This is a genomic window from Sphaerisporangium sp. B11E5, assembly GCF_039871875.1.
GTDB lineage: Bacteria > Actinomycetota > Actinomycetes > Streptosporangiales > Streptosporangiaceae > Sphaerisporangium.
On sequence record NZ_JBDPMD010000009.1, the window covers coordinates 69,996 to 93,326 of the forward strand.

At 70.8% G+C, this 23,331-nt stretch carries 24 protein-coding genes and 1 pseudogene; 19 read left to right on the forward strand and 6 right to left on the reverse strand.

Annotated features, from left to right (window positions below):
- Nucleotides 1–85 precede the first annotated feature (85 nt).
- From prfA to ABGB17_RS11845, 18 genes and pseudogenes are all read left to right on the forward strand, one after another.
- Nucleotides 86–1,138 (forward strand): peptide chain release factor 1, encoded by a 1,053-nt coding sequence (prfA, locus tag ABGB17_RS11760; protein ID WP_347628434.1) that lies wholly within the window; start codon nucleotides 86–88, stop codon nucleotides 1,136–1,138.
- A gap of 34 nt (nucleotides 1,139–1,172) precedes the next feature.
- Nucleotides 1,173–2,027 (forward strand): peptide chain release factor N(5)-glutamine methyltransferase, encoded by an 855-nt coding sequence (gene prmC, locus ABGB17_RS11765; protein WP_347628436.1) that lies wholly within the window; start codon nucleotides 1,173–1,175, stop codon nucleotides 2,025–2,027.
- Between the two features lie 45 nt (nucleotides 2,028–2,072).
- Nucleotides 2,073–2,687: pseudogene (locus tag ABGB17_RS11770) on the forward strand (L-threonylcarbamoyladenylate synthase); the annotation flags it as partial.
- A 742-nt stretch (nucleotides 2,688–3,429) separates the two neighbouring features.
- Nucleotides 3,430–5,571, forward strand: coding sequence for a hypothetical protein (locus tag ABGB17_RS11775; protein WP_347628438.1), 2,142 nt, complete (start codon nucleotides 3,430–3,432; stop codon nucleotides 5,569–5,571).
- A gap of 37 nt (nucleotides 5,572–5,608) precedes the next feature.
- Entirely contained in the window at nucleotides 5,609–5,989 is a 381-nt protein-coding gene (locus ABGB17_RS11780) for a hypothetical protein (protein WP_347628440.1), read from the forward strand.
- A gap of 83 nt (nucleotides 5,990–6,072) precedes the next feature.
- Nucleotides 6,073–7,341 carry a serine hydroxymethyltransferase gene (glyA, locus tag ABGB17_RS11785; protein ID WP_347628693.1) on the forward strand — a complete coding sequence of 423 codons (1,269 nt, stop codon included), beginning with the start codon at nucleotides 6,073–6,075 and terminating at the stop codon, nucleotides 7,339–7,341.
- A 60-nt stretch (nucleotides 7,342–7,401) separates the two neighbouring features.
- Nucleotides 7,402–8,703: an MraY family glycosyltransferase gene (locus ABGB17_RS11790; RefSeq protein WP_347628442.1), complete on the forward strand. Its 1,302-nt coding sequence runs from the start codon at nucleotides 7,402–7,404 to the stop codon at nucleotides 8,701–8,703.
- A gap of 163 nt (nucleotides 8,704–8,866) precedes the next feature.
- Nucleotides 8,867–9,292 carry a hypothetical protein gene (locus ABGB17_RS11795; protein WP_347628444.1) on the forward strand — a complete coding sequence of 142 codons (426 nt, stop codon included), beginning with the start codon at nucleotides 8,867–8,869 and terminating at the stop codon, nucleotides 9,290–9,292.
- Between the two features lie 75 nt (nucleotides 9,293–9,367).
- Nucleotides 9,368–9,580 carry an AtpZ/AtpI family protein gene (locus ABGB17_RS11800; RefSeq protein ID WP_347628446.1) on the forward strand — a complete coding sequence of 71 codons (213 nt, stop codon included), beginning with the start codon at nucleotides 9,368–9,370 and terminating at the stop codon, nucleotides 9,578–9,580.
- Nucleotides 9,581–9,641: 61 nt separating this feature from the next.
- Nucleotides 9,642–10,427 carry a F0F1 ATP synthase subunit A gene (atpB, locus tag ABGB17_RS11805; RefSeq protein WP_347628448.1) on the forward strand — a complete coding sequence of 262 codons (786 nt, stop codon included), beginning with the start codon at nucleotides 9,642–9,644 and terminating at the stop codon, nucleotides 10,425–10,427.
- A 66-nt stretch (nucleotides 10,428–10,493) separates the two neighbouring features.
- The gene (atpE, locus tag ABGB17_RS11810; protein ID WP_020546689.1) at nucleotides 10,494–10,724 is read left to right on the forward strand and encodes an ATP synthase F0 subunit C; all 231 of its coding nucleotides are present in this window, start codon (nucleotides 10,494–10,496) and stop codon (nucleotides 10,722–10,724) included.
- Between the two features lie 44 nt (nucleotides 10,725–10,768).
- The gene (locus tag ABGB17_RS11815; protein ID WP_347628451.1) at nucleotides 10,769–11,317 is read left to right on the forward strand and encodes a F0F1 ATP synthase subunit B; all 549 of its coding nucleotides are present in this window, start codon (nucleotides 10,769–10,771) and stop codon (nucleotides 11,315–11,317) included.
- On the forward strand, nucleotides 11,317–12,126 hold the full coding sequence (locus tag ABGB17_RS11820) for a F0F1 ATP synthase subunit delta (RefSeq protein ID WP_347628453.1): 810 nt from the start codon (nucleotides 11,317–11,319) through the stop codon (nucleotides 12,124–12,126). Before ABGB17_RS11815 ends, ABGB17_RS11820 begins: the two co-directional genes overlap by 1 nt.
- A 39-nt stretch (nucleotides 12,127–12,165) precedes the next feature.
- On the forward strand, nucleotides 12,166–13,818 hold the full coding sequence (atpA, locus tag ABGB17_RS11825; RefSeq protein WP_347628455.1) for a F0F1 ATP synthase subunit alpha: 1,653 nt from the start codon (nucleotides 12,166–12,168) through the stop codon (nucleotides 13,816–13,818).
- 3 nt (nucleotides 13,819–13,821) lie between these two features.
- A complete protein-coding gene (locus ABGB17_RS11830) occupies nucleotides 13,822–14,724 on the forward strand; it encodes a F0F1 ATP synthase subunit gamma (protein WP_347628457.1) in 903 nt (300 codons plus the stop codon).
- 9 nt (nucleotides 14,725–14,733) lie between these two features.
- Nucleotides 14,734–16,161, forward strand: coding sequence for a F0F1 ATP synthase subunit beta (gene atpD, locus ABGB17_RS11835; RefSeq protein ID WP_347628459.1), 1,428 nt, complete (start codon nucleotides 14,734–14,736; stop codon nucleotides 16,159–16,161).
- A 52-nt stretch (nucleotides 16,162–16,213) separates the two neighbouring features.
- Nucleotides 16,214–16,615 carry a F0F1 ATP synthase subunit epsilon gene (locus tag ABGB17_RS11840; RefSeq protein ID WP_347628461.1) on the forward strand — a complete coding sequence of 134 codons (402 nt, stop codon included), beginning with the start codon at nucleotides 16,214–16,216 and terminating at the stop codon, nucleotides 16,613–16,615.
- 30 nt (nucleotides 16,616–16,645) lie between these two features.
- On the forward strand, nucleotides 16,646–17,032 hold the full coding sequence (locus tag ABGB17_RS11845; RefSeq protein ID WP_347628463.1) for a DUF2550 domain-containing protein: 387 nt from the start codon (nucleotides 16,646–16,648) through the stop codon (nucleotides 17,030–17,032).
- 103 nt (nucleotides 17,033–17,135) lie between these two features.
- Here ABGB17_RS11845 and ABGB17_RS11850 read toward each other — a convergent pair whose 3' ends face one another.
- Nucleotides 17,136–17,726, reverse strand: a complete 591-nt coding sequence (locus ABGB17_RS11850) for a cob(I)yrinic acid a,c-diamide adenosyltransferase (RefSeq protein ID WP_347628465.1) — start codon at nucleotides 17,724–17,726, stop codon at nucleotides 17,136–17,138.
- A gap of 159 nt (nucleotides 17,727–17,885) precedes the next feature.
- Here ABGB17_RS11850 and ABGB17_RS11855 point away from each other — a divergent pair, with 159 nt between their 5' ends.
- Nucleotides 17,886–18,203 (forward strand): STAS domain-containing protein, encoded by a 318-nt coding sequence (locus ABGB17_RS11855; protein WP_347628467.1) that lies wholly within the window; start codon nucleotides 17,886–17,888, stop codon nucleotides 18,201–18,203.
- Between the two features lie 126 nt (nucleotides 18,204–18,329).
- On the opposite strand, the gene ABGB17_RS11860 is transcribed toward ABGB17_RS11855, so the two are convergent.
- The 5 genes from ABGB17_RS11860 to ABGB17_RS11880 form a co-directional block, all read right to left on the reverse strand.
- On the reverse strand, nucleotides 18,330–18,938 hold the full coding sequence (locus tag ABGB17_RS11860) for a TetR/AcrR family transcriptional regulator (RefSeq protein ID WP_347628469.1): 609 nt from the start codon (nucleotides 18,936–18,938) through the stop codon (nucleotides 18,330–18,332).
- A gap of 82 nt (nucleotides 18,939–19,020) precedes the next feature.
- A complete protein-coding gene (locus ABGB17_RS11865) occupies nucleotides 19,021–20,502 on the reverse strand; it encodes an aldehyde dehydrogenase family protein (protein ID WP_347628695.1) in 1,482 nt (493 codons plus the stop codon).
- 101 nt (nucleotides 20,503–20,603) lie between these two features.
- Nucleotides 20,604–21,221 (reverse strand): response regulator transcription factor, encoded by a 618-nt coding sequence (locus tag ABGB17_RS11870; protein WP_347628471.1) that lies wholly within the window; start codon nucleotides 21,219–21,221, stop codon nucleotides 20,604–20,606.
- Nucleotides 21,218–22,513: a sensor histidine kinase gene (locus ABGB17_RS11875; protein ID WP_347628473.1), complete on the reverse strand. Its 1,296-nt coding sequence runs from the start codon at nucleotides 22,511–22,513 to the stop codon at nucleotides 21,218–21,220. The genes ABGB17_RS11870 and ABGB17_RS11875 overlap by 4 nt, the downstream gene beginning before the upstream one ends.
- A complete protein-coding gene (locus ABGB17_RS11880) occupies nucleotides 22,471–23,328 on the reverse strand; it encodes an ABC transporter permease (protein WP_347628475.1) in 858 nt (285 codons plus the stop codon). The genes ABGB17_RS11875 and ABGB17_RS11880 overlap by 43 nt, the downstream gene beginning before the upstream one ends.
- Nucleotides 23,329–23,331 lie beyond the last annotated feature (3 nt).

Here is a 23,331-nt window from a genome sequence, read left to right on the forward strand (position 1 = left end):
CCCCGGGCCGGCGTTCTTGGTGACGGCCCCCGGCGCCCACCCGCCGTGGCCATGTCCGCACCGGCCGTGAGGGAGAGGAAGCGCGGTGAAACTCGACGAGTTGCTCGGTGAGTACGCGGAACTGGAGCAGAGGCTGGCCGATCCCGCCGTGCACGCCGACCAGAACCTCGCGCGCACGTTCGGCAAGCGCTACGCCCAGCTCACCCCGGTGGTGACCACCTACCGCGAGCTGGAGGGCGTCCGGGCCGACCTGCAGGCCGCCAGGGAGCTGGCCGAGGAGGACGCCGCCTTCGCCGCCGAGGCCGAGGAGCTGGAGGCCCGCATCGCCCCCCTGGAGGAGCGGCTGCGCCACCTGCTCATCCCGCGTGACCCCAACGACGACAAAGACATCATCATGGAGATCAAGGCGGGTGAGGGCGGCGAGGAGTCGGCCCTGTTCGCCGGCGATCTCCTGCGCATGTACCTGCGCTACGCCGAGCGCGAGGGCTGGAAGACCGAGATCATCGACGCCCAGCACTCCGATCTCGGCGGCTACAAGGACGTCACCGTGGCCGTGAAGGCCAAGGGCGGCGACGGCGTGTGGTCGCACCTGAAGTACGAGGGCGGCGTGCACCGCGTGCAGCGGGTGCCGGTCACCGAGTCGCAGGGCCGCATCCACACCTCCGCCGCGGGCGTGCTGGTGTACCCCGAGGCCGAGGAGGTCGACGTCCAGATCGACCCGAACGACCTGCGGGTGGACGTGTTCCGCAGCTCAGGCCCCGGCGGCCAGAGCGTCAACACCACCGACTCGGCGGTGCGCATCACCCACGTCCCCACCGGTGTCGTGGTCTCCTGCCAGAACGAGAAGAGCCAGCTCCAGAACAAGGAGTCGGCGCTGCGCATCCTGCGGGCCCGCCTGCTGGCCATGGCGCAGGAGCAGGCCGAGGCCGCGGCGTCCGCAGAGCGCAAGTCGCAGGTCCGCACGGTGGACCGCTCCGAGCGCGTCCGCACCTACAACTTCCCGGAGAACCGCATCTCCGACCACCGCGTCGGGTTCAAGGCCTACAACCTCGACCAGGTGCTGGACGGCGAGCTGACCGCCGTCATCCAGGCCCTGACCGACGCCGAGACGGCGGAGAAGCTCGCCGCCCACGCATGACGACACCCTTCACGGAGCGTTCACCCACACTGCCATGAGCCTGCTGATGGACGAGATAGCGCTGGCCACCGCCCGGCTCGCCGAGGCGGGGGTCCCCTCGCCGCGCACCGACGCCGAGGAGATCGCCGCGTTCGTCCACGGTGTGCGGCGCGGCCAGTTGCACACGGTGAAGGACGGCGACTTCGACGCGCTGTTCTGGGAGGGCGTCGCGCGGCGGGAGGCCCGCGAGCCGCTCCAGCACATCACCGGGCGCGCGTACTTCCGCTACCTGTCCCTGGAGGTCGGCCCCGGCGTCTTCGTGCCGCGCCCGGAGACCGAGGTGGTCGCCGGGTGGGCCATCGACCGGCTGCGCGAGATGGACGTCGCCTCGCCGCTGGTGGTGGACCTCGGCACCGGCTCGGGCGCCATCGCGCTGTCCATCGCGCAGGAGGTCGCGCTCGCGCAGGTGCACGCCGTCGAGGTGGACCCGGTGGCGTACGGCTGGGCCAAGCGCAACATCGTCGAGCACGGGCAGGGGCGGGTGTCCCTGCACCCCGAGGACCTCGCCGACTGCCTGCCCGAGCTGAACGGCCGGGTGGACCTCGTGGTCTCCAACCCGCCGTACATCCCGCCCGGCGCGGTGCCCCGCGACCCCGAGGTGCGCGACTACGACCCCTCCCGCGCGCTGTACGGGTCGGGGGACGACGGGCTGGACGAGGTGCGGGCCGTCGAGCGGACGGCGCGCCGGTTGCTGCGCCCCGGGGGGCTCGTCGCCGTCGAGCACTCCGACCAGCAGGGGTCGGACGTCTACCTGGTCTTCTCCGAGGACCGGGGCTGGCGGGACACCCGTGACCACGAGGATCTGGCGGGACGGGACCGGTTCGTCACCGCCCGGTACGGCCAGGAGTGACGCCGCGGCGCGGACCGCCCGCGCCACGTGGGAGGATGACGATTCGTGACACGACGTTATGACTGTGCCGACCCCGAGCAGCGGGCCGACGGCCTGGCCGCCGCGCTGGCGGCCGTGCGGGCCGGCGAGCTCGTGGTCATTCCGACCGACACCGTGTACGGCATCGGCGCCGACGCCTTCACCCCCGGCGCGGTCAACGCGCTGCTGGACGCCAAGGGGCGTGGGCGTGACGTTCCCGTGCCCGTGCTGGTCGGCTCGGTGCGCGCGGCGAACGCCCTGGTCGAGGAGCTCGGCTCCTACGGCCAGGATCTGATCGACATGTTCTGGCCGGGCCCGTTGACGCTGATCTGCCGGGCCGGCCGTTCGCTCACCTGGGATCTCGGCGACACCAAGGGCACCGTGGCGATCCGCATGCCCCTGCACTCGGTGGCCCTTGAACTGCTCAAGGAGACCGGCCCGATGGCGGTCAGCAGCGCCAACCGCACCGGCGCCCCACCCGCCACCACCGCCGCCGACGCCGAGTCCCAGCTCGGCGACTCGGTCGCGGTCTACCTGGACGGCGGCCCCTGCGCCGACGACGTCCCGTCCACCATCGTGGACCTCACCACGGCGGTCCCCCGCGTGCTCCGCCAGGGCGCCATCTCGGTCGACAAACTCCGCGGCGTCCTCGGCTACGTGGCCACCGACGGCGGCCCGGCCCCCACCTCGTCGGCCACGGCGACAACGGCTCCGGAGGCCGAGTCCGCCGAGTCCGCCGAGACTCCGAAAGCCGAGTCCGCCGAGACTCCGAAAGCCGAGTCCGCCGAGACTCCGAAAGCCGAGTCCGCCGAGACTCCGAAAGCCGAATCCGTCGAGACTCCAAAGGCCGAGTCCGCCGAGACTCCGAAAGCTGAGTCCGCCGGAAGTCCGGAGGCCGAGTCGGCCAAGGCTCCGGTGGCGGAGGCCGCCTCGGCGGCGCCTGCCGGGTCCGCTCCGGCGGCGTCCGATCCCGCGAAGGCGGGCGAGTCCACCGAGTCCTCGGTGCCCTCCGCCCCTGGTGAAAAGGACGAACCCGCTGGGCCTCCGGCGGGCGGGGCCGCTGCAGAACCGTCCGCTCCGGCGCCAGGGGTCACTTCGGGGCCGCCTCGGGACGACGAGCCGGTGCGGCCGCGGGAGCCGGGGGACGTGGCCGGTCCGGCGCCGCAGGGGAGCGCGGGGAAGAGCGCGGGACCGGGGGCCGGCTCGGCGGGGTGAATCATGCCCTGTGGCTATCGCGGCACCGTAGAGCGGGTGATCTCAGTACCGTGATGTGCGGCTGTGCTCTTGAGCGCCGGGCCGGGGCGAGGGAGCATGGGCGCGGGCGGGCGCGAGCCCGTCTCGGGGAGGCGGACCACGAGCGCGACCACGAGCACGGGAGACGCCCATGGGCAAGCTGGACGGAATGGACCCGAAGCTGGTCCGTGAGCTGCTGGCCGAGATCCGGACGGCGGGCACGCGGATGCGGAGCGTCGAGTCCCGCATCACTCAGCTCACCGGCGCCGCCGGCGTCTCCGTGCCCGTCACCCACCGTCCCGCCCAGGTGGCGGACGCCGGTGACACGCTGATCCGCGACGTCAACGCCCGGCTCGTCCTGCTGGAGAAGCAGGAGAAGCAGAAGGACCCGTCCACCGGCCCCACCGGCATGAAGCTCCCGGCCGGCAAGGACGGCGCGAAGCCGGACGACAAGCCCGACAAGGACGGCGACCCCAAGGCCGACGCCAAGGACAAGACCCCGGCACCCGACGCGACCCCGCCCGCCGAGAAGGACGCCCCCAAGGACAAGGACGGCCCCAAGGCCGACAAGCAGGACAAGCAGGACAAGCCCGAGAAGAACGACACCCCCAAGGGCGACAAGGACGACGCCCCGAAGAACGACAAGCCCGACAAGAACGACGGCCCCAAGGGCGACAAGAACGACGCCCCGAAGGGCGACAAGGACGCCCCCAAGACCGAACCCGAGAACAAGACCCACAAGGTCGAGCCACCCCCCGCCGAAAAGCCGGAGCGGAACGACAAGCCCGAGGCGACTCCCAAGGCCGACAACGACCCGCCTAAGGCCGACAAGCCCGACCCCGCGCCGAAGGCGGACAACGACCCGCCCAAGGCCGACAAGCCCGACCCCGCGCCGAAGGCCGACAACGACCCGCCCAAGGCGGACAAGCCCGACCCCGCGCCCAAGGCGGACAACGACCCGCCCAAGGCCGACAAGCCCGACCCTGCGCCGAAGGCCGACAACGACCCGCCCAAGGCGGACAAGCCCGATCACAGTCCCAAGGCGGAAAAGCCCGACGCGTCCCCGAACGGCAAGCCGGACGCGCCTGCGGAGCGGGACACCCCGAAGGCCGACAAGCCCGGCTACATCGAGCCGATGGGCCCGAGGTCCGGCGGCGACCCGGTCTCCGGCCCCTGGTCGGAGTCCACTCCCGCCCCGGAGCCCTCACCCGGCCCCGAGTCCATCGCCCCGCCCGGCACCCCGACGGACGGCGACCCGTCCGGCCGCGCCCCGCAGCCGGAGATGCTGCTCCCGATCTACCCCGGCGACGCTCCTGACCCGTCCTCCCAGGCCAACGCCGCGATGACAGGCGACGCCGCCGCTCCCCAGCCGGACGGCTCCTACCCGGCCCCGACACCCGAGCCCGGCGGCACGGCCCCGAAGGCCGACGGCACGGCCCCCGCGGGCGAGCCCGGCGGCACGGCGCCCCAGCCCGACGGCCTGCGAGGGGCGCCGGTCGCGGACGCCGGGGGAGCGGCCGCCTCGGGGGACGGCACGGTTCCGGCTCCCGCGGGCGAGTATGGCGGGACCGGGCCTCAGGCGGATGACTTGCTGGAGGCTCCTGGTGCGGGTGCCGGGGGAGCGGCCGCCTCGGGGGACGGCACGGTTCCGGCTCCCGCGGGCGAGTATGGCGGGACCGGGCCTCAGGCGGACGACCCGCGGGGGACTCCCGTCGCGGGCGGCGGCGGAGCGGCCGTCCCGGGCGGTGGCGCGGGGGCTGGCGGCGATGGTGGGGGGGCCGGCGGCGATGGTGCGGGGGCCGGTGCGGCGGCCGGGGGCGATGGTGTGGCGGCCGGTGCGGGGGGTGGGGATCAGTTGGACACGCCGCGGAAGGACAATCCCAACGACGTCGACACGACGCAGGAGCGTACGCGGGTGATCGAGGTGGACGGGGTGCGGGTCGTCGAGGTGACCATGAAGCCGCCGAGTGCCGAGCATCTGCGCTGGCTGATGGAGAACATGGACAAGATCCCGCCGCTGGAGACCCCGGTGGTCGTCCCGCCGGAGGGCGCGGACCCCGGCGACCCGCGTCCCGACGGACCTGTGGGCCGGTTGGAGCCGGGCGACCCCTCCGGCCAGGGCAAGCCGTCCGCCCCGTTGCCCCCGGACCCCGGGCAGCCCGCACACGGCCTGGCGGCCCCTGTGAGCGAGGCACGCGCCTCCGGCCACGTGCAGTCAGGGGTTTACTCCCCTGGTGACGACGAGGCCCGGTACGGCCGTCACAGCGACGACGACGCGGCATCCGGTTCGTGAAGCTCGTGAAGCTCGTGAAGCTCGTGAAGGAGGCCAGATGAACGTCGACCCCCCGGCGCCCCAACCTCTGCAGCCCGGCGAGATGCCCCCGTCCTCGGCCTCGGACCCCTTCAGCCCGGACGGCCAGGCGACCAACTGGCGCTTCAACCCGGAGTACCAGAAACTCGTCGACCTGTGGCAGCAGGCGCTGCCGCTGCTGGAGAGCCTCACCGGCTCCCTCGACCGCGCCTACCAGATGGCCCGCAGCCGCGACGTCTGGGACGCCCCGGTGGCCGAACGCTACGTCCAGGACATGACCGAGTGGAAGAACCGCCTGGACATGTACCGCCAGTCGGTCCTGACCGCCATCAGCGACCTCGCCGCCGACACCCCGAGGTGGATCCCCACCGCCTCCACGGCCCCCCACGCCTACAACTAGAACCCGCGCCCTCCGCGCGCGGGCGGTGCGGGCGGCGCGGCGTACTGTGGAGAGCGGTGTCTCTCGCGGAGGGAGGGGGCGTGGTGGGCCGGCCGGGAAGTGAGTTCTACGGGGCGGATCCCGCTGCGCTGGCGCGGGGAGATCCGGAGGTGGCGGGGGTTCTGAGGGAGGAGCTCGGCAGGGTCCGGGGGCGGTTGCAGTTGATCGCCAGTGAGAACTTCGCTTCGCCGGCGGTGCTGGCGGCGCTGGGGTCGGTGCTGGGCAACAAGTACGCGGAGGGGTATCCGGGGGGACGGTTTCACGCGGGGTGTGAGGCGGCGGACCGGGTGGAGCGGCTCGCGGTGCAGCGGGCCAAGGAACTGTTCGGGGCCGAGCATGTGAACGTGCAGCCGTACTCGGGGAGCACGGCGAATCTGGCGGCGTTCGTGGCGTTGCTGCGGCCGAGGGACACCGTGCTGGCGATGGAGTTGTCCCATGGGGGGCATCTGACGCACGGGTCGCGGAGCAATTTCTCGGGGCGGTGGTTCGACGTGGTGTCCTACGGGGTGCGCAGGGACACCGAGACGATCGATTACGACGAGGTGCGCGATCTGGCGTTGCGGCACCGCCCTGACATGATCATCTGTGGGGCGGCGGCGTATCCGCGGACGATCGACTTCGCGGTGTTCCGAGGGATCGCGGACGAGGTGGGGGCGTGGTTGCTGGCCGACGTGGCGCACGAGATCGGGCTGATCGCGGGCGGGGCGGCGCCGTCGCCGGTGCCGTACGCGGACGTGGTGACGTTCACGACGCACAAATCGCTGCGGGGCCCGAGAGGCGGGGGGATCCTGTGCACGTCGGAGGTGGCGGGCCGGGTGGACCGGGCGGTGTTCCCGTTCGTGCAGGGCGGGCCGCTGATGAACGTCGTCGCGGCCAAGGCGGTGGCGTTCGGGGAGGCGCTGCGGCCGGAGTTCCGGGTGTACGCCGCGCAGGTGGTCGCCAACGCCAAGGCGCTCGTCCAGGCGCTCGCCGAGGAGGACCTGCGGCCGGTGACGGGTGGCACCGACACCCACATGGCGCTGGTCGACGTGCGGGACGCCGGCACGACCGGGGTGGCGGCCGAGACGAACTGCGCGCAGGCGGGCATCGTGCTCAACCGCAACACCGTCCCGTACGACCCGGAGCCGCCCCGGGTGGCCTCCGGCCTTCGTCTCGGCACCCCGTGCGTGACCACGCAGGGCATGGGGGTGCCCGAGATGAAGGAGATCGCCTCGTTGGTGGCGCGAGCGGCGCGGGATCCGGGTGCGATAACGTCGGTGGCCGAGCGGGTCGCCAGGCTGACCGCTGGTCATCCGGCGTATCCACCGGGTTAATGTGTCGTTCTATGTACTTTTCCGGTCACAAGTGACCGGGCGATACGGGAAACTGGGTCCGTGCGCGAATACCTCCTGATAGCGCTGGTGACGGCAGCGGTCACCTATCTGCTTGTCCCGCTGGTGAGGGTCTTCGCCCTGCGCATCGGGGCCGCGCCCGAGATCCGCGAGAGGGACGTGCACACCGTCCGCACCCCCCGTCTCGGTGGCCTCGCCATGTACGCCGGCATGCTGGCCGGCCTGTTCGTCGCCACCAAGCTGCCGCATCTCGGGGAGACCCTGTCGGCCACGGAGATCGGTGACGGCCGCACCGCCCTGGCCCTCGCGCTGGCGGGCGGCATCATCGTGCTCACCGGGTTCTTCGACGACTGGTGGGGCCTCGACGCCTTCGTGAAGCTCGTCGGCCAGATCGCCGCCGCGGGCGTGCTCGTGGCGTTCAAGCTGACCATCCTGTGGATCCCGCAGCCGAACGGCGGCACCATCAGCCTGGACGACACGCTGCGCACCGTCATCACGATCCTGGTCGTCGTGGTGGCCATCAACGCGGTCAACTTCGTGGACGGCCTGGACGGCCTCGCCGCCGGCATCGTCTGCATCGCCGCGATGGCGACGTTCGTCTACTCGCTCGCCCTGTCGCAGAACTCGTTCGTCACCGCCGCCCACGAGCCGACCCGCCTGAACGTCCCGGCGATCATCGCGGCGATCCTCATCGGCATGTGCCTGGGCTTCCTGCCGCACAACTTCAACCCCGCCAAGATCTTCATGGGCGACACCGGCGCGATGCTCATCGGCCTGGTGCTGGCGTCGTCGGTGGTCACGGTGACCGGCCGGGTGGACTACGCCGGCATCACCGACATCAACCGCTTCCCCGTCGTGCTCCCGGTGCTGCTGCCGGTGGCCGTGATGGTCCTGCCGCTGATGGACCTGCTGATGGCCGTGGTGCGCCGCACCTCGCAGGGCTTGTCGCCGTTCGCCCCGGACCGCGGCCACCTGCACCACCGCCTGCTGCAGATCGGCCACTCCCACCGCCGCACCGTGCTGATCATGTACGCGTGGACGTTCCTGTTCGCCGCCAGCGTGGTCGGCATGTCGGTCGGCGGCGTGCCGCTGATCCTGTTCCCGCTCACCGTGCTGCTCGCCCTGGTCGTGCTCGTGATGATGGCGTTGCCGCTGTGGCGCTCGGGCCGGGGCGGCGCGCACGCCCGCCCGGGTGGCGGCCCGGGGAGCCCGGGTGGCGACGCCGGACGGCCGGAGGGTCCCGCCGCCGCGGACGTCAGGGGTGGCGCCGCGGGCACCGCGGTGCGTGGTCTTCCGGTGCAGGGCGCGTCACCGGACGCGCGGGCGGGGGCCACCACTCGTTGACCTGCTGTTCACCTGGGGGTGGGTCGATCTGTTACCTCGGCGAAAGCCCTGGTAAAGGACCCATCCCTGCGCTTGTGATATCTTTCACTAGCAAGGGCGACGAGACGGTCGCTCCGTAAGGAAGCAAACGCTCGCTTGACAACCTGTTCTTTTTGGAGCGCCGATGCAGGCTAACGACGTGCGCGCACTCAAGAGCGCGGCGATACCAACCATCGCGGTCGGGCTGGTCGTGGTCGTGGCGGCGGCGCTCCTCGCGGGTGGCGCGGGCGCCCTCGGCGCGGCGATCGGCGTGGCACTGGTCGCCGTCTTCTTCACGGTGGGCCTGGCGGCCGTCACCTGGGCGGGCCGCGTGTCGCCGCAGATGATGATGCTGGCCGCGGTGCTCGGCTACCTGGTGAAGGTGATTTTCCTCATGCTCCTGCTGAGCGCCTTCAAGGACGCCACCGCGTTCTCGCCGCGCGCACTTGGCTGGAGCGTCGTGCTGTGCACCATCACATGGACCGCCGGCGAGATACGGGCGTTCCTGAAACTCAAGATGCTGTACGTCGACCCGGGCACCGAGGTCCCAGGTCAGGGCGGCCGGACATGAGGCGTAGGATTCCTCCGGGGCCGGGCGGGCCCGATATGACTAGTCCCATGCCCGCCTGCTATCGTCGTGCCCGCGATGAGCGAGCAGCGCAAGCCCGAGGAAGACGGCCGCGACTTCGCCAATGCCGCCTGGTCCATCCCGAGCTATCTGGTCGCCGGGATGCTGGCCTGGGGCGGCGTCGGCTGGTTGCTCGGCCGTTGGCTTGGCGTGGAGGCGTTCTTCCCGATAGGCGTCGTCCTCGGAGCCGTGCTCGCGGTGTACCTGGTCTACGTGAGGTACGGGCGCTGAGCGCACCGTCCACCACTTCTCGCAGTCTTCTGTTGATCCACCACCTTGGAGGGAACGCCGCGTGAGCGCGCTGACGGTCCTCGCCGACGAGTTCGAGGCCCCGGGGCCCTCGATCTTCAATTTCCCCCCGCTCTGGGAAGGTGCCCCGGGGTGGGCGACGAAGCCTGTGCTGTTCGCCCTGGTGGGCGCGCTGCTCATCTGCGTTCTCGCCTGGAGCGCCTTCGCCAGCCCCAAGCTCGTGCCGCGCGGCATGCAGAACATCGGTGAGATCGGCTACCTGTTCGTGAGGGACGAGGTCGCGCGCCCGTTCCTCGGCAAGGACGCCGAGAAGTGGATGCCGCTGCTCGTCCCGTTGTTCTTCCTGGTCTTCTGCTGGAACCTCATGGGCGTCGTCCCGGGCATCCAGCTCCCCATCGCGTCCCACATCGCGTTCCCCGCGGTGCTCGCCCTGGTCATCTACATCATCAAGCTCTACCTCGGCTTCAAGCACCAGGGCTTCACCGGGTACTTCAAGAGCCTCGTGCCCCCCGGGCTGCCCAAGCCCGTCTACGCGCTGCTGATCCCGATCGAGCTGCTGCAGAACTTCGTGACCGCGCCGTTCACCCACGCGGTGCGACTGTTCGCGAACATGTTCGCCGGCCACATGATCCTGGCGTTCTTCAGCGCGGTGGGCTTCTGGTTCCTGTTCGAGGCGTTCACGCCGCTCGGCGCGCCGGTGGGTGTGCTCGGCGTGCTCATGGCGACGCTGATGACCGGCTTCGAGATGTTCATCCAGTACCTGCAGGCGTTCCTGTTCACGCTGCTGGCCGCCATGTACATCGGCGCGTCGCTGCACCCGGACCACTGAGTCCCCGAACCCCGAATAGCCAAGACCGGTGCACCGGCACCGGCCAAAAGTAAAGGAATCACAGCAATGAGCGTTCTCGCTGAGGTCTCCGGCAACGTCACCGCCATCGGTTACGGTCTCGCCGCCATCGGCCCCGGCATCGGCGTGGGCATCATCTTCGGCCAGGGCGTGCAGGCCATCGCCCGCCAGCCGGAGGCGTACGGCCTGATCCGCCAGAACATGCTCCTCGGCTTCGTCCTCACCGAGGCGCTGGCCCTGATCGGTCTGGTCGCGCCGTTCATCTTCTCGGGCATCTGAGGGGCGCGCCCATCCTCTGACGGAAGGCTGCATCCATGACATCAATGACGCTGGCAACCGGAATACTGGCGGCTGAGGAGAACAACCCCCTCATCCCCCACACGTACGAATTGGTCGTCGGCAGCTTCGCGTTCCTCCTGGTGCTGGTCGTCGTCGGCAGGATCCTCGTCCCCCGCATCCAGAAGACCCTCGCGGAGCGGACCGAGGCCATCGAAGGCGGCATCAAGAAGGCCGAGGACGCTCAGGCCGAGGCACGCGCCACGCTGGAGGAGTACCGCGCCAAGCTGGCCGAGGCCCGGCACGAGGCCGCGCGCATGCGCGAGGAGGCCCGTGAGCAGGCCGCGCAGATCAAGACCGAGCTGCGGGAGGAGGCCCAGGCCGAGGCCCGCCGTCTGATCGAGGCGGCGCACGCCCAGATCGAGGCCGACCGCCTGCAGGCGTTCACCCAGCTCCGTACCGAGCTCGGCCGTCTGTCGACCGAGCTGGCCGCGCGCATCGTGGGCGAGTCCCTCGAGGACCAGGCCCGCCAGTCGCGCGTCGTGGACCGGTTCCTTGAGGAGCTCGAGTCCACGGGCCAGGCGGCGGTGCGCTGATGAGGGGCTTGAGCCGTACGTCGTTCGCCGCCGTGGAGGAGCGCTTCAACGCGGTGGCGGCGGCGGCCGACCTCGGCCGGCTGGCCGAGGATCTTCACGCGGTCGCGGTCCTGCTGGACGGCGAGCACGCGCTGCGCCGCAACCTGTCGGACCCGGCGCGTCCCGCCGGGCAGAAGGCCGGGGTCACCCGTTCCCTGCTGGGCGGCAAGGTCAGTGACGCCGCCCTGGAGGTCGTGGCGGCCGCGGTGTCGGAGCGCTGGTCCCGTTCGGGTGACCTCTCCGACGCGCTGGAGCGGCTGAGCGTGGTCGCCGCGGCGGCCGACGCCGAGTCGCGCGAGATGCTGGACGACGTCGAGGACGAACTGTTCCGGTTCGGCCGCATCGTCGAGGCCAACCCGCGGCTGCGCATGGTGCTCGCCGACGTCGCGGTGCCGGCCGACGCGAAGTCGGGGCTGCTCGCCGGGCTGCTGGAGGGCAAGGTCACCCCCGTGACGCTGGGCATGGTGACCCGGCTCGTGGGGTCCACGCGTGGACGTAGTTTGGAAGCGAGCCTGGAGGAGTACATCAGGCTCGTCGCCGAGCAGCGGCAGCAGCTCGTCGCCGTCGTCCGCAGCGCCGTGCCGCTGACCGACGCCCAGAAGCGGCGCCTGGCCGACTGGCTGCGCAGCACTTATGGGCGCGACGTCCACCTGAACACCGAGGTGGACCCGCGGGTGATCGGTGGATTCTCGGTCCGTCTGGGAGACGAGATGATCGACACCACGATCGCAGGACGTATCGAAGAAGTCCGCCGCCGATTGGCCGGCTGAGGAGTCGTGGCGGCCGATGATTAGGGAGACTGAAGAGAGATGGCGGAGCTGACGATCCGCCCGGACGAGATCCGGGAAGCCCTTGAGCGCTTCGTTCAGGCGTACGAGCCGGAAGGCGCGGCGCGCGAGGAGATCGGTACCGTCGTCGACGCCGGTGACGGGATCGCCCACATCTCCGGCCTTCCCTCGGCGATGGCGAACGAGCTGCTGGAGTTCGAGGACGGCACGCGCGGCCTGGCGCTGAACCTCGACGTCCGGGACATCGGTGTCGTTGTCCTCGGTGACTTCAGCGGCATCGAAGAGGGCCAGCCGGTCCGCCGGACGGGCGAGGTCCTGTCCGCGCCGGTCGGCGACGCCTTCCTCGGCCGTGTGGTGGACCCGCTGGGCAACCCCATCGACGGGAAGGGCGCGATCGAGGCCGAGGGGCGCCGTCCCCTCGAAGTGCAGGCCCCGTCGGTCGTCCAGCGGCAGCCGGTGAAGGAGCCGCTGCAGACCGGCCTCAAGGCGATCGACGCCATGACGCCGATCGGCCGCGGCCAGCGCCAGCTCATCATCGGCGACCGCGGCACCGGCAAGACCGCGATCGCCGTGGACACGATCCTCAACCAGCGTGAGAACTGGGCGAGCGGCGACCCGGCCAAGCAGGTGCGCTGCGTCTACGTGGCCATCGGCCAGAAGGGCTCGACGATCGCGCAGGTCCGGGCCCGCCTGGAGGAGGCGGGCGCGATGGAGTACACCACCATCGTCGCCGCCCCGGCCTCCGACCCCGCCGGTTACAAGTACATCGCCCCGTACACCGGTTCGGCCATCGGCCAGCACTGGATGTACCAGGGCAAGCACGTCCTGATCGTCTTCGACGACCTGACCAAGCAGGCGGACGCCTACCGCGCCGTCTCGCTGCTGCTGCGCCGCCCGCCGGGCCGCGAGGCGTTCCCCGGCGACGTGTTCTACTTGCACTCGCGTCTGCTGGAGCGCTGCGCGAAGTTGTCGGACGACATGGGCGCGGGCTCGATGACCGGCCTGCCGATCATCGAGACCAAGGGCAACGACGTCTCGGCGTTCATCCCGACCAACGTCATCTCCATCACCGACGGCCAGTGCTTCCTCGAGACCGACCTGTTCAACGCGGGTGTCCGCCCGGCGATCAACGTCGGTATCTCGGTGTCCCGCGTCGGCGGCTCGGCGCAGGTCAAGGCGATGCGGAAGGTCGCGGGCACGCTGCGTCTGTCCCTGTCGCAGTACCGTGACCTGGAGGCGTTCGCCGCCTTCGCGTCCGACCTGGACGCGGCCTCCCGTGCCCAGTTGGAGCGCGGCGCCCGCCTGGTGGAGCTGCTCAAGCAGCCGCAGTACACCCCCTTCCCTGTGGAGAAGGAGGTCGTCTCGGTGTGGGCCGGCACCAGCGGCGAGCTGGACGACGTGCCGCTCGAGGACATCGGCCGCTTCGAGACCGAGTTCCTGGAGAGCCTGAGCAGCCGCAACAAGGGCATCCTGGACGCCATCCGCGAGACCCGTGAGATGAACGACGACACGGTGACCGCGCTCAAGGAGGCGATCACCGACTTCAAGCAGACCTTCCAGACCTCCTCCGGCGATCTCCTCGTCAACGACGAGCCCGTCGAGGCGCTGGAGGCCGGCGAGGTCGGCCAGGAGAAGGTCGTCAGGCATGTCCGCTCGACCGGCGAGAAGCAGTAGCGCATGGGTGCCCAGCTAAGAGTGCTGCGGCGGCGTATCCGAGGGGTCAAGTCAACGGCGAAGATCACCCGGGCGCAGGAGCTCATCGCGTCGTCGCGCATCATCAAGGCGCAGCAGCGCATGGAGGCGGCCGTGCCGTACGAGCGCGAGATCACTCGCGCGGTGTCGGCCGTCCTGAGCAACTCGTCGGACATCGATCACCCGCTGACCGTCGCCAAGGAACGCCCGGCGAGCGCCGGCGTGCTCATCGTGACCAGCGACCGCGGCTTCGCCGGTGGCTTCAACGCCAACGTGCTGCGCGAGGCCGAGGCGCTGGCCGGTCACCTGCGTGAGCGCGGCATGGAGATCCGGCCGTACGTCGTGGGACGCAAGGGCATCACCTGGCACCGGTTCCGCAACCGGGAGATGGCCGGCGAGTACGCGGGGTTCTCCGACAACCCGCTGTACCGGCACGCCAAGGAGATCGGCGAGGCCCTGATCTCCTCGTTCTCCGAGGACAACGGCATCGACGAGATCCACGTCGTGTACACCGAGTTCAGGTCCATGCTGACGCAGCAGGTGCAGGTCAAGCGCATCCTGCCGCTGGAGGTCGAGGAGACCACGGAGCAGCCGCCGGAGGGGCCGCTGCCGTACTACGAGTTCGAGCCGACGGCGGGCGAGGTGCTGAACCAGCTCCTGCCCCGCTACATCGAGTCGCGCATCTTCAACGCGCTCCTGCAGTCGGCCGCCTCGGAGCACGCCTCCCGGCGCCGGGCGATGAAGTCGGCGACCGACAACGCCAACGAGCTCATCCGGGCCTTCACCCAGCAGATGAACCAGGCACGCCAGGCCGAGATCACCCAGGAAATCAGCGAGATCGTCGGCGGCGCCAACGCGCTGGCCGACGCCGCCGCGGGGAAAGAGTGAGAAACCACAATGACAGCTGAGACCGTCGCGACCGGCGTGGGTCGCGTGGCGCGCGTCACGGGCCCCGTCGTCGACGTGGAGTTCCCCGTCGAGGCGATGCCGGAAATCTACAACGCCCTCACCGTCGAGACCGACCTCGGCGGCGAGAAGAAGGTGCTAACCCTGGAGGTCGCCCAGCACCTGGGCGACAACCTGGTGCGCGCCATCTCCATGCAGCCCACCGACGGCGTGGTCCGGGGTGTGGCGGTCACCGACACCGGCGGCCCCATCTCCGTCCCCGTCGGCGACGTCGTCAAGGGCCACGTCTGGAACGCCCTCGGCCAGCCGCTGGACATCGACGCCGCGTCGCTGCAGGTGAACGAGCGGTGGGGCATCCACCGCCCGTCCCCGGCGTTCGACCAGCTCGAGTCGCGCACCGAGATGCTGCCCACCGGCATCAAGGTCATCGACCTGCTCACCCCGTACGTCAAGGGCGGCAAGATCGGCCTGTTCGGCGGCGCGGGCGTGGGCAAGACCGTCCTCATCCAGGAGATGATCCGCCGGGTCGCGCTGAAGTTCTCCGGTACGTCGGTGTTCGCCGGCGTCGGGGAGCGCACCCGTGAGGGCAACGACCTGTGGCTGGAGATGGACGAGGCGGACGTCCTCAAGGACACCGCCCTGGTGTTCGGCCAGATGGACGAGCCCCCGGGCACCCGTCTGCGCGTCGCGCTGTCCGCGCTGACCATGGCGGAGTACTTCCGCGACGTGCAGAAGCAGGACGTGCTGCTGTTCATCGACAACATCTTCCGGTTCACCCAGGCCGGTTCCGAGGTGTCCACCCTGCTCGGCCGCATGCCGTCCGCGGTGGGCTACCAGCCGACCCTGGCGGACGAGATGGGCGTGCTGCAGGAGCGCATCACCTCCACCCGCGGCCACTCGATCACCTCGATGCAGGCGATCTACGTGCCCGCGGACGACATCACCGACCCGGCCCCGCACAACGCGTTCGCGCACCTCGACGCGCAGACCGTTCTGTCCCGGCCGATCTCGGAGAAGGGCATCTACCCCGCGGTGGACCCGCTGGACTCCACCTCCCGCATCCTCGACCCGCAGATCGTGGGCGAGGAGCACTACCGGGTGGCCCAGGAGACCAAGCGGATCCTGCAGAAGTACAAGGAACTGCAGGACATCATCGCGATCCTCGGTATCGACGAGCTCTCGGAAGAGGACAAGGTCACGGTCCAGCGGGCCCGCCGGATCGAGCGTTTCCTCTCCCACCCGATGTACGCCGCCGAGGCGTTCACCGGCCAGCCCGGCGAGTTCGTGCCGGTGGAAGAGACCATCCACTCCTTCAAGGGACTGTGCGAGGGCGAGTACGACCACCTGCCCGAGCAGGCGTTCTTCATGGTCGGCGGCATCGACCAGGCCATCGCCAAAGCGAAGGAACTGGCTCGCTGACGACGGGACGCCGGCACGGCCCTGCCGTGCCGGCGTCCGAGGAAGGTATGTGATGGCAAAGCTGCGCATCGGCGTCGTCTCGCCGGAACGGGAGATCTGGGCCGGCGAGGCGGACATGGTGATTGCCAAGACCGTGGACGGAGAGATCGGTATTATGCCGAATCACGCTCCGGTTCTCGGCGTCCTCGTGGACGGCGGAGTGCTGCGCGTCAAGCGCGGCGAAGAGGGCGACATCGTCGCGGCGGTCCACGGCGGGTTCATCTCGGTGGCCAACAACGACGTGTCGGTGCTGGCGGAGACGGCCGAGCTCGGCAGCGAGGTCGACGTCGCCGCCGCCCGGGACGCCCTGCAGCGGGCACTCGCCTCGGTGGAGGCCGACGGCGAGGACACCGAAGCCCAGGTCGAGGCCAAGCGGGCGAGGGCCCGGCTGCGCGCGGCCGGGGAAGAGGTCTGACGAAACACCGATGTGAAGGTGGGGACGGCGATGGCGGCGCTGGACATCATCGTGAGCGTTGCGGCGATCGCCGTCCTGCTCGTCCTACGGGGCGTGATGCTCGCCCGTTCCCGGGGCACGGTGCTCTGTAGCATCCGCATAGGGAACCGGGCCTGGAGGAGCGGGGTAGCCCGTTACGCCGGGGGAGAGCTGCACTGGATCCCCTTCTTCGGACTACGGCTGAGGCCGCGCCACGCGATCGCGAGGCGCGGCCTCACTGTTTCCACCCGGCGTCCGCTCAGCGGCGAGGAGGGCCCGGCAGGGTACTGGACGGTCGACTGCGGCGGGGTGTCGCTGGCGATGAGCGAGGACGCCCTGACCGGTTTCCTCGCCTGGGTGGAGTCCGCGCCGCCGAGCGCCTACCTGGACGCCGCCTGACCGCCTCTCCGCCGCCCCCTGGGCCCCACGGGCCCCACTGGCCCCTGTGAGGCCCTGAGCGGCGCCGTGCGCCGTGCGGGCGCCGAAGGTAGGGCAACGGACGTCAACGGGTGCCGCCGGGCTTCCAGAGCACCTCCTGGCCCGCCGCCGCGACCCGGCACAAGATGAACAGCAGATCGCTCAGCCGGTTGAGATAACGCGCGGCGAGCGGGTTCACGTCGTCGTAGGCCTCCAGGGCCGCCCATGTGGTGCGCTCGGCACGCCGCACGACGGTGCGGGCGACGTGCAGCAGCGCGGTGCCGGGGGCGCCGCCCGGCAGGATGAAGCTCCGCAGCGGCGTCAGGTCGGCGTTGAATCTGTCGCACTGCCGTTCCAGGCGGTCGATGTACTCCTGCTCCACCCGCAGCGGCGGGTACGGCGGATCCTCCCGCACCGGCATGCAGAGGTCGGCGCCGAGGTCGAACAGCTCGTTCTGCACCAGGGTCAGCGCCTCGGCCACCTCGGGCGCGAGGTCGCCGAGGGCCATGGCCGCGCCGATCGCGGCGTTGGCCTCCTCCACGTCGGCGTACGCGGCGAGCCTCGGGTCGGTCTTGCGGGTGCGGCTCATGTCGCCGAGCGCGGTGCCGCCGTCGTCGCCGGCCCGCGTGTAGATGGTGGACAACACGACCGGCTTGTCGTTGTCAGCTCGCGTCATGCGGCCAGCGTAACGAGCGGACCACCCCGATGGGCCAGGGCGAGAGGAGGTGCGCGGCCCCCTGTGAGACGGGTGACCAGGAAAAGGGTGGGTAGACCGCGGGAAGGTGGGCAGGGGTGCTTCTGCGGTCCGTCGGCCGCACGACGCTAGGAGGGCGCAATGCGCAGCCGGAGAATTCCGGGACGGCAGGTGGTCAACGTCGGATCCCGCCTGGACGGCGGCACGGTCGCGGGGCTGCGGCCGCGTCTGCACGAGGCGGTGGACCGCGGCGAGGGCGACCTGGTCGTGGACCTGTCCGGCCTGGAGATGATCGACGCGGCCGGTCTCGGGGTCCTCGTGGGCACCCACCGCCGCGCCCTGCGCGCCGAACGCCGCCTGGTGCTGCGCGGCGTGCCGCCCCGCGTCATGCGGGTGCTGGCGATCACCAGACTGCACCGCGTGATCGCGGTGGAGATGCCCGAGGCCGCGGTGGCCTAGCCTGGCAGGCGGAGACGTCGGCGGCGGGGGTCACGGACGCCGAGAAGGTACGGGTCTCAGGGAGACGGCTCGGGAAGCCGGAAGGCGGGGAGCCCGGAGGGGAGGGCTCGGGAGCCGTCGGTCGCCTCAGTTGCCGAACGAGCGCCGGAAGATGTGCACGGCGGTCTCGATGAGATGCTCCAGCGGGGGTTGCCGTTCGGCGAGCACCCACTCGATCAGCAGTTCCTGGATGGCCCCGACCATGCCGAGGGCCAGCAGATGTTTGCGGCCCGGCAGGCCCACAGGCTCTTCGCCGAGGGCGTCCTCGATGAGATCGGTGAACCCGGTGACCGCGCGCTGCCGGTGCACGGAGAGGATCTCCCCGGCCCGGCGCACCTCCAGGTGCATGATGCGGGCGCGCCGCACGTCCCGGGTGACGAAAGTGATGTACTCCTGGATCCCCGCTTCGATACGGCTGTCCGGATCCGGCGGCGCCTCACCGATCGCCTTGGAGACGGCGAGCATCGTCTCCTCCACGCAGTGGTCGTAAACCGCCCGCATGAGATCTTCTCGTCCGGAGAAACATTCATAGAAGGCGCGGTTGGAGATGCGGGCCGCGGCGCACAATCGTTCGATCGTGGTCGTCGTGAATCCCGCGGCGGCGAACAACGTGTATGCCGCGTTCAACAACCGCTGCCTGCGGTCGGCTAATCGTTGCTCCGCGGTCATTCCGCGGTAGTCGCGTCCGGTCGCCACTTGTCCACCTCGCGTCCTTGCTGGCCCCGTAGGAACCCATCATTATGGACGCAAGATCGTTTCAGTGGAAGTATCGCGACATCTAGCTCTTGCGGCGGCCGTGGAGAAAGGTGACCAATTTCACGAGACGCTCCAGGTCGGCTGGGGTTCGCGTGAAAGAGGTGAGATTCATTCCGGGTATGGCGAAACGCTGCCGGGAGATCGCCTTCGGCCGGGTGAACTCGCGCAGCCCGTCGGCGCCGTGAATGCGGCCGAACCCGGAGGCGCCGGTGCCGCCGAACGGCAGGGCCGGCACACCCGCGAACGAGATGACCGAGTTGACGGCCGTCATGCCGCCGAGCATGGCCCGGGCCAGTTCGGTGGCCCGCCTCACGTTACCGGAGAACACCGTGCCGCCGAGGCCGTACGCCACGGCGTTGGCGCGGCGCACGGCCTCGTCGGCGTCCGCGACCTTGGCGACCGTGATGGTCGGGCCGAACGTCTCCTCCTGGACGGCGCTGGAGTCCTCGGGCACGTCGGTGAGCACCACGGGGTCCACGAACGGGGGCCGGACGGCGTCCGCGCCGCCCACCACGGCCGTGGCGCCCTTGGCGAGCGCGTCGTCCACGTGGCGCCTGATGACGTCGGTCTGCTCGGGCATGGTGATCGGGCCGTAGTCCACACCGGCGCGCAGACCCTCGACGCGGCGGGTCAGCTCGCGCAGGAAGTCGTCGTACACCGGGGCCACCGCGTAGACCCGTTCCACGCCGATGCAGGTCTGCCCGGCGTTCGACATGGCGCCCCACACCGCGGCGTCCGCGGCGGCGCCGAGATCGGCGTCCCGGTCCACGATCAGCGCGTCCTTGCCGCCGCACTCGGCGACCAGCGGCGTCAGGTTGGCGGCGCACGCCGTCATGACCCGCTTGGCGGTCGCCGTGGAGCCCGTGAAGGCGATCTTCCCGATCCCCGGGTGCCCCGCCAGCGCCGCCCCCGTCTCCCCGAACCCGGTGACCACCTGGAACACCGGGTGCTCGGGCACACTTTCGGCGAACAGCTCCGCCAGCAGCACCCCCACCCCCGGCGTCAGCTCACTCGGCTTGAACACCACCGCGTTCCCCGCCGCCAGCGCGTACGCGATCGACCCCATCGGCGTGAACACCGGGTAGTTCCACGGCCCGATGACCCCGACCACCCCGAGCGGCAGGTACTCCAGCGTCGCCGTGAGATTCATCCCGATCAGCCCCGTGGGCACCCGCCGCGGCCCGAGCACCTTCCGCGCGTTCCGCGCCGCCCAGTCCAGATGAGTGATCGCGATCGCCGTCTCCAGCGTGGCGTCCCCCACCGGCTTCCCCGTCTCCGCGCAGACCTGCTCCACCACCCGCCGCAGGTTCCGCGTGAGCACCGCCTTGTAATCCAGCAACCTCCGCCGCCGCCCGTCGAACCCCAGCCGCCCCCACCACAACGCCGCCCCCCGCCCCCGCTCGACCGCCGCACCCACCGCCCCCGCGTCGTCGATCGGATGCGTCCCCACCACAACCCCCGTAGCAGGATGCACAGACTCGAAAGTACGCCGCTCGGTAGCCATGGACACGGGGGTTTCTCCTCTCCGGACGCCCAGCGTCCGCCGCCGCCACGATAACCCCGCCCCACCACCCCCGACCACCTACGGACCACCGCCCCGCGGTACTACAGCAGGCCGCGGTGGAGGGCGGTGGTGACGGCGGCGGTGCGGTCGCTGACGCCGAGTTTGCCGAAGACGCGCAGGAGGTGGGTCTTCACGGTGGCTTCGCTGATGAAGAGCTCGCGGCCGACCTCCGCGTTGGTGAAGCCGCGGGCGACCAGGGTGAGGACCTCGGTCTCGCGTTTGGACAGGGAGTCGGTGGCGGGGGCGCGCATGCGTCCGACCAGTTTGGTGGCGACGGAGGGGGACAACACGGTCTCGCCGCGGTCGGCGGCGAAGACGGCGGAGACGAGATCGGCCCGGGAGGTGTCCTTCAGCAGGTAACCGGCCGCCCCGGCCTCCACGGCACGCACGATGTCCTGGTCGGTCTCGAAGGTGGTGAGCACGATCACCCGGCAAGCGGGCCGCTCCGCCAGAACACGGGGGATCGCGCTCACCCCGTCCCCGCCGGGCATCCGCAGATCCATCAGGATCACGTCGGGATCCAGCTCACGGGCCCGCACCACGGCCTCGTCCCCCGACCCCGCCTCCCCGGCCACCGTGATCCCGGTGTCGGCCTCCAGCATGCCGCGCAGGCCCTCGCGCACCACGGGATGGTCGTCCACGATCAGCACGCGGATCACGGCGACTCCTTCCGGGCGGCGGCCGCCGCCGGCTCACGGTCCCCGTCCGGATAGGGGATGCTCACGGTGAGCTCGGTGCCGCCCCCCACGGCGCCCTCCACCCGCACGGAACCCCCCGCCTCCTCGGCCCGGGTCCGCATGGCACGCAGCCCGAACCCCCGCGGGGCGGTGGCCGGGTCGAAGCCCCGCCCGTCGTCCCGCACCCGCAGCACGACCTCGGTCTCGCCGTACTCCACGCAGATCCGCACCGCCGACGCCGCCGCGTGCCGCCGCACGTTGGCCAGCCCCTCCTGGGCCGCCCGGATCAGCACCACCTCGATGCCCGGCGGCAGCGGCCGGGACCCCTCGCCCACCTCGAACGCCACCGGCACCGCCAGTTCCTCCGACAGCCGCGCGGCGATCCGCCGCAGCGCCTCCTCCAGCGTGGACCCGTCGAGCGGCGGCGGGCTGAGCGCCGCGATCAGCCCGCGTGCCTCGGCGAGGTTCTCCCGCGCGGTCCGCATGGCGAGCGCCAGGTGCCGCGACGGGTCCGGCTGCGCCTCGGCGGCCTGGATCAGCATGATGATGCTGGTGAACCCCTGGGCGAGCGTGTCGTGGATCTCCCCGGCGAGCCGCTCACGCTCCGCCATGGCCCCCCGTTCCCGCGACAGTCGCTCGACCTGTGCCCGGCTGGCCTCCAGCTCCTCGATGAGCTGGGCCCGCTCGGCGCTCTGCCTGATGATGCGTGACATCCACGGCCCGAACACGATCGAGAACGTGATGGACACCGCGCTGGTCGCCGCCACCGTGAGCGCCGAACGCCACTCAAGGCCGGGCTGGAGCACGAACCTCATGGCGGGCGACAGGTTGAGCGACAGCACCATGGCGACCGCCCACCACGGCGACAGCGTCATGAAGATCTGCGGGCCCAGCGCGAACATCGCGAACGACGACGCCGGCACGATGACCGTCGCGGGCACGAAGGTGACCAGCACGAACGCCACGTACAGCAGCCGGGCCCGGTCGTTCTCCCCGTCGCGGGCGAGCGCCGGCCGGCCGAAGACGACGTACGTGGCCGCGCACAGGCTGAGCAGCGCGAGCGCGGCCGCCCTGCCCGCCACGGAGGTGTCGTCGTCGAGGAACACCAGGGTCCCGGTGACCAGGTACGCGAGGACGAACAGGGTGTTCCACCCGTGGAAGGCCCGCCAGGCGTCGGCCGGCGCGGTACGCCGGACCGCCTGGCGGGCGCAGTCGTCGTGGGCCGTCCGCGTCATCCGTCGCGGCGGCTCTTCCAGCGAAACGTCGTCAGGCACAGGACGAGACCTCCGGCCACCCACGCTGCCAGCACCAGGGCCACCCGGTCGAGTTCGTACGAACCGGTCATCTCCAGGGCGGCCCCCGCGTCGCCCAGGAAGACCGACCGGAAGCCCTGGCACATCCATTTCAGCGGAAAGAACGAGGCGATCCGCATCAACCATTCGGGCATCGCGGTGAACGGGATGAAGACCCCGGAGATGAACTGCAGCACCACGAACGGCAGGCTGATCACCGCGCTCGCGCTCTTGGCCGACCGGGGAAGGCTGCTGAACGCGACCCCGAGCAGGGCACAGCCGGTGATGCCGAGCAGGAACACCCACGTGAACGTCACCCACGGCGCCGCCCCGGACGGCAGCGACAGGTCGTACATGAGCACGCCGATGGCCAGCAGGATCGCGACCTCCACCACCGCGACGACCAGCACTCCGATGATCTTGCCGATGAAGTAGGAGCTGCGCGGCAGCGGCGTGCCGGCGAGGCGCTTGAGCGTGCCGTCGTCCCGGTCGCCGGCGATGCCGATGCCGAGGTTCTGGAAGCTGGCGCTCATCACCCCCGCACCGATCAGGCCGGCGGTGTAGAGCTGGGAGACCGTGATCGAGGTGTCCCCGATCCCTCCCTGGAAGATCGAGCCGAAGATCACGAGCATGACGATCGGGAAGGCGAAGGTGAAGACGACGGCGTCCTTCTCGCGGAAGAACATCTTGGTCTCCAGCAGCCCTCGTGACCATCCGGCGGCGGCCACCGAGGGCGGGCGCCCGGACGGGGCCGCGCGGGTCGCGGCGGCCGGGGGAGTGGCGACGGTGTCGCTCATGGG

Excerpts from the sequence above, each read along its gene's own strand:
- ABGB17_RS11795 (WP_347628444.1), top strand. The coding sequence starts at position 8,867 with ATGCAGGCTAACGACGTGCGCGCACTCAAGAGCGCGGCGATACCAACC.
- ABGB17_RS11855 (WP_347628467.1), top strand. The coding sequence starts at position 17,886 with ATGCGCAGCCGGAGAATTCCGGGACGGCAGGTGGTCAACGTCGGATCC.
- atpE (WP_020546689.1), top strand. The coding sequence starts at position 10,494 with ATGAGCGTTCTCGCTGAGGTCTCCGGCAACGTCACCGCCATCGGTTAC.
- atpA (WP_347628455.1), top strand. The coding sequence starts at position 12,166 with ATGGCGGAGCTGACGATCCGCCCGGACGAGATCCGGGAAGCCCTTGAG.
- ABGB17_RS11850 (WP_347628465.1), bottom strand. The coding sequence starts at position 17,726 with ATGACGCGAGCTGACAACGACAAGCCGGTCGTGTTGTCCACCATCTAC.
- ABGB17_RS11830 (WP_347628457.1), top strand. The coding sequence starts at position 13,822 with ATGGGTGCCCAGCTAAGAGTGCTGCGGCGGCGTATCCGAGGGGTCAAG.
- ABGB17_RS11880 (WP_347628475.1), bottom strand. The coding sequence starts at position 23,328 with ATGAGCGACACCGTCGCCACTCCCCCGGCCGCCGCGACCCGCGCGGCC.
- ABGB17_RS11815 (WP_347628451.1), top strand. The coding sequence starts at position 10,769 with ATGACGCTGGCAACCGGAATACTGGCGGCTGAGGAGAACAACCCCCTC.
- ABGB17_RS11840 (WP_347628461.1), top strand. The coding sequence starts at position 16,214 with ATGGCAAAGCTGCGCATCGGCGTCGTCTCGCCGGAACGGGAGATCTGG.
- prmC (WP_347628436.1), top strand. The coding sequence starts at position 1,173 with ATGAGCCTGCTGATGGACGAGATAGCGCTGGCCACCGCCCGGCTCGCC.
- ABGB17_RS11800 (WP_347628446.1), top strand. The coding sequence starts at position 9,368 with ATGAGCGAGCAGCGCAAGCCCGAGGAAGACGGCCGCGACTTCGCCAAT.
- atpD (WP_347628459.1), top strand. The coding sequence starts at position 14,734 with ATGACAGCTGAGACCGTCGCGACCGGCGTGGGTCGCGTGGCGCGCGTC.
- ABGB17_RS11775 (WP_347628438.1), top strand. The coding sequence starts at position 3,430 with ATGGGCAAGCTGGACGGAATGGACCCGAAGCTGGTCCGTGAGCTGCTG.
- ABGB17_RS11780 (WP_347628440.1), top strand. The coding sequence starts at position 5,609 with ATGAACGTCGACCCCCCGGCGCCCCAACCTCTGCAGCCCGGCGAGATG.
- ABGB17_RS11865 (WP_347628695.1), bottom strand. The coding sequence starts at position 20,502 with ATGGCTACCGAGCGGCGTACTTTCGAGTCTGTGCATCCTGCTACGGGG.
- ABGB17_RS11820 (WP_347628453.1), top strand. The coding sequence starts at position 11,317 with ATGAGGGGCTTGAGCCGTACGTCGTTCGCCGCCGTGGAGGAGCGCTTC.
- ABGB17_RS11845 (WP_347628463.1), top strand. The coding sequence starts at position 16,646 with ATGGCGGCGCTGGACATCATCGTGAGCGTTGCGGCGATCGCCGTCCTG.